General features: G+C 66.5%; 10 protein-coding genes. 7 read left to right on the top strand and 3 right to left on the bottom strand.

What is annotated here, in order from left to right:
- Window positions 1-392: 392 nt before the first annotated feature.
- Complete coding sequence (locus PMI02_RS12835; protein WP_007683249.1) at window positions 393-923, bottom strand: nuclear transport factor 2 family protein; 531 nt, start codon at window positions 921-923, stop codon at window positions 393-395.
- Window positions 924-1104: 181 nt separating this feature from the next.
- Here PMI02_RS12835 and PMI02_RS12830 point away from each other — a divergent pair, with 181 nt between their 5' ends.
- The 3 genes from PMI02_RS12830 (at window position 1105) to PMI02_RS12820 (ending at window position 4845) form a co-directional block, all read left to right on the top strand.
- Window positions 1105-2688: a phospholipase D-like domain-containing protein gene (locus tag PMI02_RS12830; protein WP_007683247.1), complete on the top strand. Its 1584-nt coding sequence runs from the start codon at window positions 1105-1107 to the stop codon at window positions 2686-2688.
- Window positions 2685-3293 carry a GTP cyclohydrolase I FolE gene (folE, locus tag PMI02_RS12825; RefSeq protein WP_007683246.1) on the top strand — a complete coding sequence of 203 codons (609 nt, stop codon included), beginning with the start codon at window positions 2685-2687 and terminating at the stop codon, window positions 3291-3293. Before PMI02_RS12830 ends, folE begins: the two co-directional genes overlap by 4 nt.
- Before the next feature lie 121 nt (window positions 3294-3414).
- Window positions 3415-4845, top strand: coding sequence for a hypothetical protein (locus tag PMI02_RS12820; RefSeq protein WP_007683245.1), 1431 nt, complete (start codon window positions 3415-3417; stop codon window positions 4843-4845).
- Window positions 4846-4848: 3 nt separating this feature from the next.
- Here PMI02_RS12820 and PMI02_RS12815 read toward each other — a convergent pair whose 3' ends face one another.
- Window positions 4849-5529 (bottom strand): SDR family NAD(P)-dependent oxidoreductase, encoded by a 681-nt coding sequence (locus PMI02_RS12815; RefSeq protein ID WP_007683243.1) that lies wholly within the window; start codon window positions 5527-5529, stop codon window positions 4849-4851.
- 172 nt (window positions 5530-5701) lie between these two features.
- Window positions 5702-6181 carry a peroxiredoxin gene (locus PMI02_RS12810; RefSeq protein ID WP_007683241.1) on the bottom strand — a complete coding sequence of 160 codons (480 nt, stop codon included), beginning with the start codon at window positions 6179-6181 and terminating at the stop codon, window positions 5702-5704.
- A 165-nt stretch (window positions 6182-6346) separates the two neighbouring features.
- Between PMI02_RS12810 and ahcY the strand changes: the two genes are divergently transcribed.
- The 4 genes from ahcY to PMI02_RS12790 all read left to right on the top strand — a co-directional run.
- On the top strand, window positions 6347-7831 hold the full coding sequence (gene ahcY, locus PMI02_RS12805; RefSeq protein WP_007683240.1) for an adenosylhomocysteinase: 1485 nt from the start codon (window positions 6347-6349) through the stop codon (window positions 7829-7831).
- Window positions 7832-7990: 159 nt separating this feature from the next.
- Window positions 7991-10351 carry a PAS domain-containing sensor histidine kinase gene (locus PMI02_RS12800; protein WP_007683239.1) on the top strand — a complete coding sequence of 787 codons (2361 nt, stop codon included), beginning with the start codon at window positions 7991-7993 and terminating at the stop codon, window positions 10349-10351.
- Complete coding sequence (gene tsaE / locus PMI02_RS12795) at window positions 10351-10791, top strand: tRNA (adenosine(37)-N6)-threonylcarbamoyltransferase complex ATPase subunit type 1 TsaE (protein ID WP_007683238.1); 441 nt, start codon at window positions 10351-10353, stop codon at window positions 10789-10791. The genes PMI02_RS12800 and tsaE overlap by 1 nt, the downstream gene beginning before the upstream one ends.
- The coding region (locus tag PMI02_RS12790) for an aminoglycoside phosphotransferase family protein (RefSeq protein WP_007683237.1) at window positions 10788-11640 on the top strand (853 nt) is incomplete at its 3' end. The genes tsaE and PMI02_RS12790, both read left to right, overlap by 4 nt.

Genomic DNA, 11640 nt, shown 5'->3' with positions numbered 1-11640 from the left:
GGCCGCCGCTGCCGGGGCTGCTGCAGCAGGCGCTGCGGCTTCCTGAGCCATCACGGCTGCGGGAACGAAGCTGGCGGCGGCAAATGCAGCTGCGATGAGATGTTTCTTCATGGCGTACTCCTTCTTGGCGGGACCGTGGGAGAACGGGTCCCGGAACAAGCCCCCTGCTGGGGCGCGAAAGGCGGTCCGGAACTGGGTACTGCACCCGGACACTGACCCCGTCCGGCGAGGCCGGGACCGCCACCGCGAGCAGTTTTCGCGGGTCGGCGGGCGGGGGTGACTATTGGATATAGGGAGCGAATGCGCCGTGGGGTGAACGGTTGCCTCCACAAGGGGCGAATTGAGCCGTATGCGCGGCGAATAGCCCGTAGCGGGTGAAAAAATGGCGGATTTCAGCCAATCCGAACTCGCTTGTAGCTCTCATCGTCGGGGAATCGTGCGCCCGGATCGACCATGATACCGAGCATTCCCTGCGACCAGTCGGCCGAATCGGGATACTGCCGGAACCAGTCGGTCACGACCAGGCGACGCGAAATACGCCACTCGTCGTCGCGCTTTTCGAACGTGTCGAGATAACGCCCGGCGCCGATCACGTCCGACTTCGAACCGTCGGGGAGGTTGATGCGGTGGATGCCATAGAAATAGGCTTCCGCGTCCGCCTCGTCGTCCCGCACCCAGACGAGCACGTTGCCGACGATGTGCATGGTCTGGTCCATGCTTTTCATCACAGGGAAGGCCCATGCAATGAATTCCTCGGCGTTGCCGGTGAAACCCATGTGTGCGTCGATGCAGTCGGGCCAGTAGGCGGATCGCACCATGTCGGCGTCCAGGCGGTCGACGCCGCGCGCATATCGGCAGAGGCATTCGCGAATCGCCTCGCGGTCGGCGAGTTCCTCGATGATGCGGCTTACTTTCGTGGTCATCGTCCGGCTCCCGGGATCGTTTTCCTGTTTTGGAAATGGATCGGGCATCCGCGCGGGAGGCAACCGGCGCGGGGATTCACCACCTGTGCAGGCAAGCGGGGCAGCCGATCGGGCATGGCGGGGAACATCAGGGTGGATCGGAGCTTGATCGCGGGTGGTGGAAGCTCCAGCAAGGCAATCGATGTATTCTGAAACCAGAGAAGCGCCCCTCGTTCAGGCGAGCGGGGAGGGCGACGCGCGCGCCGATCACGATCAGGGCGTCTCGCCCTCGGTCTGGCGCTATGTGAAAGCGCGGCGGGCGCATGTCGTCATCGATGCGGCCGACTACTTCGAGGTGATCCGCGAAGTCATGGGCGAAGCGCGGCAGCGGATCTTCATGATCGGCTGGGACTTCGATTCGCGCATCCTGCTTTCGTCGGGCCGGCGCTGGTGGCAGCGCGGACGCCGCCGGAAGTTTCCCGCACGGCTGGGCTCGTACATGCTCTGGCTGGTGAAGAAGAACCCGCAGCTCGAGATCAGGCTGCTCAAGTGGAACTTCGCGGTTTTCAAGTACATGCTTCGGGGTACGATGCTGTTCGATCTCGCGCGCTGGGCCAAGCACCCGCGTATCGACTTCAAGTTCGATTCCGCCCATCCTGTCGGCTGCAGCCATCACCAGAAGATCGTCGTGGTCGATGATGTCTTCGCGGCCTGCGGCGGCATCGACATGACCTCGGACCGCTGGGACACGCCCGACCATACCCCGCACGACCCGCGTCGCCGGAAGCCGACTGGCCGTCCTTATGGGCCGTGGCACGACGTGACGATGATCATGGAGGGCGATGTCGCCGGTGCCTTGGGAGAACTCGGCCGCGAGCGTTGGAAGGTGGCGGGCGGCGACGAGATCGCTCCGTGCCTCGCGCAGGAGCAGTCCCCCTGGCCCGAGGGCCTCGACGCTCAATTCGAGGACGTCGAAATCGGCATCGCCCGCACCCGGGCCGAATATGGCGACTGCCCGCAGGTCAGCGAGATCGAGAAGCTGTTCGTCGAGCAGATTCGCCGCGCCAGGCGCTTCATCTACGCAGAGACGCAGTACTTCGCCTCGCGCGCCATCGCTGAGGCCATATGCGAGCGGCTCGCGGAGGAAAACCCGCCCGAGTTCCTCATCATGAACCCGCGTACCGCCGACGGCTGGTTCGAGCAGAAGGCGATGGACACCGCGCGCGTCGAACTGGTCGAGACACTGGCGAAAGGCGACCCAGACGGCCGCTTCCGCATCTTCAACCCGATGGCCTCGGACGGGACGCCGATCTACGTCCACGCGAAGTTGATGATCGTCGACGACGAACTCCTGCGCGTCGGCTCGGCGAACATGAACAACCGCTCGATGGGCCTCGACAGCGAGTGCGACGTTTTCATCGACATGGCCCGGCCCGCAAATGCCCATGTGGGACCGGCAATCACGGCCCTGCGCATCCGTCTCCTCGCGGAGCATTGCGGGATCGAGGAAGCCGAGGTCGAGGCGGCCATCGAACACCATGGCTCGATGGCGGCGATGATCGACGCGCTCAACAGCGCGAAGCCCAGAATTGGTAAATATTGCGAGCCCTTGCCCTTGAAAGAGCTGTCGGAAGCTGAAAGAGCATTGGGCAAGAGCGGCGTGCTCGATCCTGAACGCCCCGGCGAAATGTTCGAGCCTATCGAGCACCGTGGGTTGTTCCGGCGCAACGGACGGTTGATGCGTATGCGCCTGATGAAAAAATTGAGAAGGAGCAAGCGGGCATGAGCAGTTTGGTCGGTCCCGACGAGGACAACCCACTGGGGAAGCCCGCGGTGCCTGAAAACGTGCAGGCGGCCATCCGCACGCTGATCGAGTGGTCTGGCGACGATCCGCAGCGGGAGGGCCTGATCGACACGCCGAAGCGCGTGGCGCGGGCCTGGCTGGAATACTGCCAGGGCTACAAGGAAGATCCCGCCGTCCACATGTCGCGGGTGTTCGAGGAAGTCGGCGGCTACGACGAGGTCGTGCTGCTCAAGGACATCCCCTTCCAGTCGCACTGCGAGCATCACATGGCGCCGATCATTGGCAAGGCCGCGATCGCCTATCTGCCGCGCGACCATGTCGTCGGCATTTCCAAGCTCGCCCGCGTGCTTCACGGCTATGCCCGCCGCCTGCAGATCCAGGAGCGCCTGACCGCCGAAGTCGCCCAGTGCATCTGGGATCACCTCAAGCCCCAGGGCGTCGCGGTGGTGATCGAGGCGAGCCACGCCTGCATGACCGCGCGCGGCGTACGTACCCCGGGCGTCGGCATGATCACCAGCCGTATGATGGGCACATTCCTCGAGGACGAGCGCTCACGCAAGGAAGTCCTCAGCCTGATGGGCTACTGATACCGAGTTCCTCTTCCGGTTAGCCCGGGAGAGGAACTGGTTTTGCGCCCGCCCCACATTACGCTTGAACCAGGCCGCGCCTGCGGGGAGAGACGCGGGCGACTCCGGGGCGGACAGGCAGATGATCGAGGAAGATAGCGGCGAGCAGGGTGGTAGGGCACCGCGAGCGGGTATCCTGCTCGCGCTGGCGCCGGCCGGCATGCTGCTCGCGCTGCTCCTGCGGACGGTCTGGGACGTCGACATCTTCTGGCAGTTGAAGCTGGGCGAACTGATCCTCGATCAGGGCGGGCCGATCTCGCGCGAACCGTTCGCCGCGCTGCACCTCGGCGAGCCGCTGCCGGCGGTCGCATGGGCGGGGCAGGCCGTGATGGCGGCGGGTCGGCGGCTGGGCGGCTGGAACCTGCTGCGGGTGACCGACGCGCTATGCTGGCTCGGCGGTTTCTGGGTCGTCGCGGCGGCTTGCTACAGACGCGGAGCGCCGTTGCATGCCGTAATGCTGGCCTTGCTGCTGGCGTTCATGGCCGCGTTGCCGACCGCGAGTATCCGGCCGCAGAGCTTCGCCTGTCTGTGCTTCGGATTGCTTCTGGCGTTGCAGCGGCTTGGTCTGCGACCCATGCTGACCATCGCCCTCGGCGCCCCCCTGCTGGTCATCTGGCAGAACCTGCACCCCTCGGTGAGCGTCGCCGTGATCGCCATGGGGCTGACCGCGGCGCCAGGCTGGATCGCGTGGCTGGGCGGGGATCGCACCCGGCCGATCCCGCTGGCTCCGACCGTGCTGGCGCTCATCGGCGTCGCGGCGACTTTCGCGACCCCGGACGGCTTCTCCATTCTGCGCACGTCCGCTCTCAACGCCCAGGCGAGCATTGCGATCGGTGCGAGTGAGTGGCTGCCCTTGTGGATTTCCGGCAACCGCTCGAATGCGGTTCCGGTGCTGGTCGTGGCATTGCTGGCGACGAGGCTGTGCCTGACCCACCGTTCGCGCGTCGACGCCGGGGAACTGGCCGTCGCCCTCGGCCTGCTGCTGATGACCTTGACGGCTTATCGCTTCGTACTTTTCTGGGCCGTCGCGATGGTCCCGGTGATAGCGCGCGCCGCCGGGGAGCCCAACCGGGAGCGCAGGACGAATCCTGCCAAAGTTCTCTTGCCCCTTCTGTTGATCGCGGTGTTCACTCCGCTGCTCGCGCCGACACGGTTTGCCGAGACGCTCCCGCTCCCGGCCCTCGAGCGGCTGCGGCAGGAGGGCGTTCGCGGCACTGTCTATGGCGACTTCCCATTCGGCGGCGCTATCATAGATGCGGGTTATCCCGATTGGCGCGTCGCCTACGATGGCCGGTATTACCGCTATGCCCGCAAGGAATGGCAATACAACGGCGGGATCGAGAACGGCATCGTCCCGCTGGTCGACGTCGTCGCCAAGTGGAACCCCGCCGCCTTCGTGCTGGACGAATACCACAACGCGCCGCTCGCCGCGGAACTGGCGCGCAGCCCGCAGTGGCGGCGTATCTGGTCACAGCGCGGGATCGTCGTCTATGTGCCCCGGCGAAGGCGCTGAGGTTCAGCTGCCGCGTGAGACCGGGATCAGCGCGCCGGTGATCGAGCGGCCGGCGTCCGAAGCCAGGAAGCCGATTACCTCCGCAATGGCGCCGGGCTGAACCCATGTCGAGAAGTCGGCGTCGGGCATGTCGGCGCGATTGGTCGGCGTATCGATGATGCTGGGCAGGATCGCGTTCACGGTGACGCTCGTGCCCGCCAGTTCCTCGGCGAGGGCTTCGGTCAGGCGGTGGACGCCGGACTTCGACGCCGCGTAGGCGCCCATGCCCATGCCGGCCTTGATCGCCGCGCCCGCGCCGATGCTCACGATACGGCCCGCCGCCGACGCCTTGAGCGCGGGGAGGGCAAGCTGGGTGATCGTCGCAGCCGTCAGCAGGTTCATCGACTGCATCTTCGCCCAGGTCGCGATCGCGCCGCCCTCCAGCGTCTCCCAGGTGAAGCCGCCCGCGACGTTGACCAGCACATCGATACCGCCGTTGGCCGCCGTCACCTTGTCGAGCGCGGCCTCGGTGGAAGCGGCGTCAGTGAGATCCACGCCGCCGATGTCGAGCGCGCCGGCAACCGCTGCCTTCGCCTCGGGCGCGAAGTCGATCCGCGCGACCTTGTCGCCGGCATCGGCGAAGGCCTGCGCCACCGCCTCGCCGAGGATACCGAAACCACCGGTGACGATTACCGAACGTGCCATGAGCTTTTCCCGCCGTGGATGTGTGTACTGATGTGCGGTGCTAACTTGGCCGGGGAGCAGCGACAAGCGGGCCAAGGCGTTCCAACGCCCCGCCGATGTCGCCTCCAACGAAAAAGGGCGGCCATCCACTCGGGAAGGCCGCCCTTTTTCTTCAATAAGACGCTGGGCCCGATCAGAGCTTGCCGAGCATGTAGTCGGCAGAGCTGACCTCGAACGTGCCGGGTGCCTCGACGTTGAGCTGCTCGACCACGCCGTCGTTGACGACCATCGAATAGCGCTGGCTGCGCGAGCCCATGCCGAAGCCCGAACCGTCCATGACAAGGTCCACGGCCTTGGCGAAGTCGCCGTTGCCGTCGGCCAGCATCGTCACGCCGCCAGCGTCGGCGCTCTTGCCCCAGGCGCCCATCACGAACGCGTCGTTGACCGAAGTGCAGGCGATCTCGTCGATGCCCTTGGCCTTGAGTTCGGCGGCCTTTTCCACGAAGCCAGGCAGGTGCTTGGCTGAGCAGGTGGGGGTGAATGCGCCGGGGACGGCGAACAGCGCGACCTTCTTGCCGGCGAAATATTCGGAAGACTGGACCGGCTCGGGGCCGCTCTCGCCCGCCTTGATCAGCTTCACGTCGGGCAGCTTGTCTCCAACGGCGATGGTCATCAATTCGTCCTTTCGTGCAGGTGGATAGGCGTCGGCCGTCGATATAGGGTCGCGGCGCTGCTGGGCAATGAGCGGCGCGGCGAATATCCCGCGGCGCTGCGACTGGAGCATATAAAGATATCTTTATATTTGCCAGCGACGGGCGAAAACGCTAGTGACGCGCCCATGTCGGCGCCGGGTTTCATGGCGCCGCCGGTCCTAACAAACCTCCAGGAGTTCGCGCCCGTGGCCACTGCCCCGACCACCACCGCCCAAGATTACGCCATTGCCGACCTGTCGCTCGCCGACTTCGGCCGCATGGAAATCGACATTGCCGAAACCGAGATGCCGGGCCTGATGGCCCTGCGCGCCGAGTTCGGCGACAGCAAGCCGCTCAAGGGCGCGCGCATCACCGGATCGCTGCACATGACGATCCAGACCGCCGTGCTGATCGAGACGCTCGTCGCGCTCGGCGCCGAGGTCCGCTGGGCGACCTGCAACATCTTCTCGACGCAGGACCACGCCGCTGCCGCCATCGCCGCGCAGGGCATCCCGGTCTACGCGATCAAGGGTGAGAGCCTGTACGACTACTGGGATTACGTCGGTAAGATCTTCGACTGGGGCACGGAAGAGAACCCCGACCAGACCGCCAACATGATCCTCGACGACGGCGGCGACGCCACCATGTTCGCACTCTGGGGCGCCCGCGTCGAAGCCGGCGAGAAGCTGTTCGAACCCTCGAACGCCGAGGAAATCGAGTTCGTCCGCGCGCTCAATGCCTTCCTCAAGGCGAAGCCGGGCTACCTCTCGCGCTCGGTCAACGCGATCAAGGGCGTTTCGGAAGAGACCACCACCGGCGTCCACCGCCTCTACCACCTCGCCAAGGACGGCAAGCTGCCGTTCCCCGCGATCAACGTGAACGATTCGGTCACCAAGTCGAAGTTCGACAACCTCTACGGCTGCCGTGAATCGCTGGTCGACGCGATCCGCCGCGCCACCGACGTCATGCTCGCCGGCAAGGTCGCCTGCGTCGCCGGCTTCGGCGATGTCGGCAAGGGCTCGGCCGCTTCGCTCCGCAACGGCGGCGCCCGCGTCCTCGTCACCGAGATCGACCCGATCTGCGCGCTGCAGGCGGCGATGGAGGGCTATGAGGTCGTCACCATGGAAGATGCCGTCGCCCGCGCCGACATCTTCGTGACCGCGACCGGCAACGAAGCCGTCATCACCGGCGAGCACATGGCCGCGATGAAGGACAAGGCGATCGTCTCGAACATCGGCCACTTCGACAGCGAGATCCAGATCGCCGCGCTCGACAACTACGAGTGGAAAGAGGTCAAGCCGGGCACCGACCTCGTGACCTTCCCGGACGGCAAGCAGATCATCGTGCTCGCCAAGGGCCGCCTCGTGAACCTGGGCTGCGCCACCGGCCACCCCAGCTTCGTGATGTCCGCCAGCTTCACCAACCAGACGCTGGCCCAGATCGAGCTGTTCACCAAGAACGACGAATACAAGAACCGCGTCTACGTGCTGCCCAAGCACCTCGACGAAAAGGTCGCCGCGCTCCACCTCGAGAAGCTGGGCGTCAAGCTCACCGTGCTGTCGAAGAAGCAGGCCGACTACATCGGCGTGCCCGAGGCCGGTCCGTTCAAGCCCGACCACTACCGCTACTGATCCCTGCCGGTGAGCGCGCCCGGCGCGCTCCCGCAGATCGAACAGATGCCCCCGTTCCCTTTCGAAGGGTGCGGGGGTTTTCTGTTGAGCGCCAGTATCGACCGGAATCGCGGCATCCCCCATTGTCACCGCGGGGCGAGCGCATCATAGCCTAGCGTAATGGAATTATCGCGCTTCCTGCCTCTCCTGATCGGCCTGCTGCTCGGCGCCTGGACCATGGCTGCGGCCTGGGCCGTCCTCGCTGCCCGTGCCCGCCAGAAGCGAGCCGAACAGCACCTGCGCTCCGCCCGCCGGCTGGGCAAGATGGTGGAGGAATCCCCCGCGCTGCCGCTGCTGGTCCGCACCGACGGACGAATCGAGGCGAGCCCGCGCCTCGCTCAGTGGCTGGGGCTCGACGGCATGCCGCAGTTTCTCTCGGAACTGGACGGTAACGGCAAGGGCCTGCCCAGCGACAAGCTCGCCGAACTGACCGAAGCGGTGCGCCGCTGCCAGAAGACCGCCGCGCCCTTCCGCATGGTGGCGACGCCGCACGGCTCGAGCCGGAGCTTGGCGCTGCGTGGGCATCTGGCGGACCCGCAGGTTTCGCCCGGCGGCGCGGCGATGGTCTGGGTGTTCGACTTCAGCGACAGCGAGACCGAACTCACGCGCCTGCGCGACGAAGCTGCGAGGGCGCGGGGCGATTTTCATGCGCTAGTTTCGCTGATCGAAGCCGCACCTATGCCGATGTGGTTCCGCCGCCCGGACGGCGAACTGCAACTGGTCAACCACGCCTATGTCGCTGCCGTGGGCGCCGACAGCGCCGATGCGGTGGTCGCCAAAGGCATCGAACTGATCGAGGCGGTCGACGGACTCGCGCCCGGCCACGTCGCGCGGCAGGCGATGGAGAAGGGCACGCCGATCGAGCGTATCGTCTCCACCACCATCGACGGCCAGCGCCGCGCGCTGCGCGTCAGCGACCTGCCGCTCGGCGAGGATGGGGTGGCCGGATACGCCGTGGACATCGAAGATCTCGAGGAAATGTCGCGCTCGTTCCGCGCCTTCCGCGAAGCGCAGCGCGCGCTGCTGGACCAGCTTTCCGCCGGCGTCGCCCAGTTCGACGCCAAGAAGCGCCTGACTTTCGCCAACCAGCCTTTCCAGCGCCTGTTCAAGCTCGACGCCCGCGTCCTGTTCGATCCCCCCGCCTTCGAGCGGCTGCTCGATGCCGCCCGTGATGCCGGGCGAGTCCCCGAAGCGCGCGACTTCCCGGCGTGGCGGCGCGAGAAGGCGGCCTGGTTCTCCGCCGGGACTACGCAGGAGGAGCCCTGGGAACTGGCCGACGGCACGCACCTGCGCATCGTCGCCCAGCCGGTGCCGGACGGCGGCCTGCTGCTTATCGTCGAGGACCGCACCGAACAGCTTCGCCTCTCGGCCGTGCGCGACACGCTGCTGCGCACTCGCACCGCGACGTTCGATAGTCTGTTCGAATCGATCGCGGTCTTCGCGCCCGATGGCCGCATGCAGATCTGGAACCGCCGCTTCGCCGCCGACTGGGGTCTCGACAGCGATTTTCTCGACACCCATCCGCACATCGAGGCCCTGCTGCGCAAGATCGCCGCGCGCCTCAAGCGCCCGGTCGAGGCTGAGACGGTCGGAAACGTCGTGCGCGCGGCCACGCTTGATCGCACCCAAACGGGCGGGCGCATCGCGCTGGCGGACGGGCGGATGCTCGAATTCGCGGGTGTCCCGCTGCCCGACGGCAATGGGCTGCTCGCGGTGCTCGACATCACCGATTCGCAGAAGGCCGAGGACGCCCTGCGCGAAAGCAACGCCGCGCTGATCGAGGCGGACACGATCAAGACCCGCTTCCTCGCCAACATGAGCAAGGAACTGCGCACCCCGCTCACCTCGATCGGCGGCTTCGCGGAAATGCTCGAGATCGGCCTTGGCGGAGAGCTGAGCGAAGCCGGCAAGGATTACGTGACCTCGATCATCGGCGCCTCGGCGCAGCTTGGCGAGCATATCGACAGCCTGCTCGACCTCTCGCAAAGCGAGGCCGGACTGCTTCCGCTCAAGCTGGAGGAGATCGACCCGATGCCCTTCGTGCGCGGCGTGGTCGAGGAACGGGCGGCGCGGCTCCAGAAAGCCGGCCTGACGCTCGACCTTCAGGCGAACGGATTGATGCGCCCGCTCGTTGCCGACCGCCGTCGGTTGGCGCGCGCGATCGGTCACATTGTCGACAACGCCATATCCGCCTCGCCGCGTGGCGCGCGCATCCTGGTTCGCCTGTCGCGCCGTAAGCTGGCTTCGGGGGATGGTGATGCCCTCCAGATCCTCGTGCAGGACAAGGGGCAGGGCATGGACAGCCGCAGCCTCGCCCGAGCCATGGACGGGATGAAGGTCAGCGCCGACGGCAAGAGCGTTGATCGCCTGCGCGGCCTCGGCCTGCCGCTCGCCCGCCAGCTGGTCGAAGCCCACGGCGGCGCGCTGCGGCTGGTTTCGGATCCGGGCAAGGGCACCAGTGCAATGATCGAACTGCCGTGATGGAACTGCCCGACCTTGCCGCCATGGACCGTTTCGGCCGAACTATCGCGGAGGCCCTGCGCCCGGGCGACGTCGTCGCGCTCACCGGCGGGCTCGGCGCGGGTAAGACCACGCTGGCGCGCGCGATCATCGCCGGGCTGGGGCACGAGGGCGAGGTGCCTTCGCCTAGCTTCGCCATCATCGAGCCTTACGATCCGCCGGCGGTTCGCCTCCCGCTGGTCCATGCCGACTTCTACCGCCTCAAGCATCCGAACGAGGCGCAGGAGATCGGTCTCGACGACTACCGAGAGGGCGCCGCGCTGATCGCGGAGTGGCCCGATCATGCCGGCGGGTTCTCCCATGAGCCGGGTTGCCTCTCGATTACGCTGGAAACTGCCGGGGAGGGCAGGATCGCCATTGTCGAAGGCGGGGCGGATTGGTTAGGGCGGTTGCCGACATGATCACGAATCCCACGCTCCTGCCAGATGGCCTCGACGCTTTCCTCGCCGCCGCCGGTTGGGGTGGGGCCGATGTCGATCCGCTTCCCGGCGACGCATCGTTCCGCCGGTACTTTCGCGTCCGCAATGGCGATGGCGAGACCGCCATGCTGATGGATGCGCCGCCGCCCAACGAGGACCCCGGCCCGTTCCTGCGCGCCGCGCACTGGCTCGACGACAACGGCATGCGCGCGCCGCGTATCCTGGCCGAGGACGCCGCGCGCGGCCTCGTCCTGCTCGAGGATTTCGGTGAAGCGCGGATGCGTGACTATCTGGATCAATGGCCCGATGACGAAACGGCGATCTACACCGCTGCCGTCAGCGAACTCGCGAAACTGCACCAACTGCCGGCGGGTCCATTCCTCGACTATTCGCTGGCGGAATACCAGCGCGAAGCGCGGCTGTTCGTCGACTGGTACTGCACCGCGCAGAACCTATACGTCGATGCCGCCGGTTTCGTTACCGCCTGGGAACAGGTCCTGGGTGAACTGCTCGGCCGCCAGCGTCCCGGCGTCACCGTGCTGCGCGACTACCACGCCGAGAACATCATGCTGCTCGGCAGCCTGGAGAAACAGGGCCTGCTCGATTTCCAGGACGCGCTGGTCGGCCATCCGGCCTACGATCTCGTCTCGCTGCTGCAGGACGCCCGCCGCGACGTGTCGCCCGAACTCGAGGCGGCGATGTTCGACCATTACGTGCAGCGCTCCGGCGCGGATGCCGATACCCTGCTGGCCGACTATGCCCGCCTCGGCGCGCAGCGGAACACCAAGATCGTCGGCATCTTCGTGCGGCTGTGGCGGCGCGACGGCAAGC

The sequence above is a fragment of the Novosphingobium sp. AP12 genome (assembly GCF_000281975.1).
Lineage (GTDB): Bacteria > Pseudomonadota > Alphaproteobacteria > Sphingomonadales > Sphingomonadaceae > Novosphingobium.
Note: the sequence above shows the minus strand (reverse complement) of the source record. Positions and strands in the feature narration are given on the sequence as shown.

What these genes read in the sequence shown, in the direction of transcription:
- PMI02_RS12835 (WP_007683249.1), bottom strand. Translation starts at nt 923, where the DNA reads ATGACCACGAAAGTAAGCCGCATCATCGAGGAACTCGCCGACCGCGAG.
- PMI02_RS12830 (WP_007683247.1), top strand. Translation starts at nt 1,105, where the DNA reads ATGTATTCTGAAACCAGAGAAGCGCCCCTCGTTCAGGCGAGCGGGGAG.
- folE (WP_007683246.1), top strand. Translation starts at nt 2,685, where the DNA reads ATGAGCAGTTTGGTCGGTCCCGACGAGGACAACCCACTGGGGAAGCCC.
- PMI02_RS12820 (WP_007683245.1), top strand. Translation starts at nt 3,415, where the DNA reads ATGATCGAGGAAGATAGCGGCGAGCAGGGTGGTAGGGCACCGCGAGCG.
- PMI02_RS12815 (WP_007683243.1), bottom strand. Translation starts at nt 5,529, where the DNA reads ATGGCACGTTCGGTAATCGTCACCGGTGGTTTCGGTATCCTCGGCGAG.
- PMI02_RS12810 (WP_007683241.1), bottom strand. Translation starts at nt 6,181, where the DNA reads ATGACCATCGCCGTTGGAGACAAGCTGCCCGACGTGAAGCTGATCAAG.
- ahcY (WP_007683240.1), top strand. Translation starts at nt 6,347, where the DNA reads ATGTCGGCGCCGGGTTTCATGGCGCCGCCGGTCCTAACAAACCTCCAG.
- PMI02_RS12800 (WP_007683239.1), top strand. Translation starts at nt 7,991, where the DNA reads ATGGAATTATCGCGCTTCCTGCCTCTCCTGATCGGCCTGCTGCTCGGC.
- tsaE (WP_007683238.1), top strand. Translation starts at nt 10,351, where the DNA reads ATGGAACTGCCCGACCTTGCCGCCATGGACCGTTTCGGCCGAACTATC.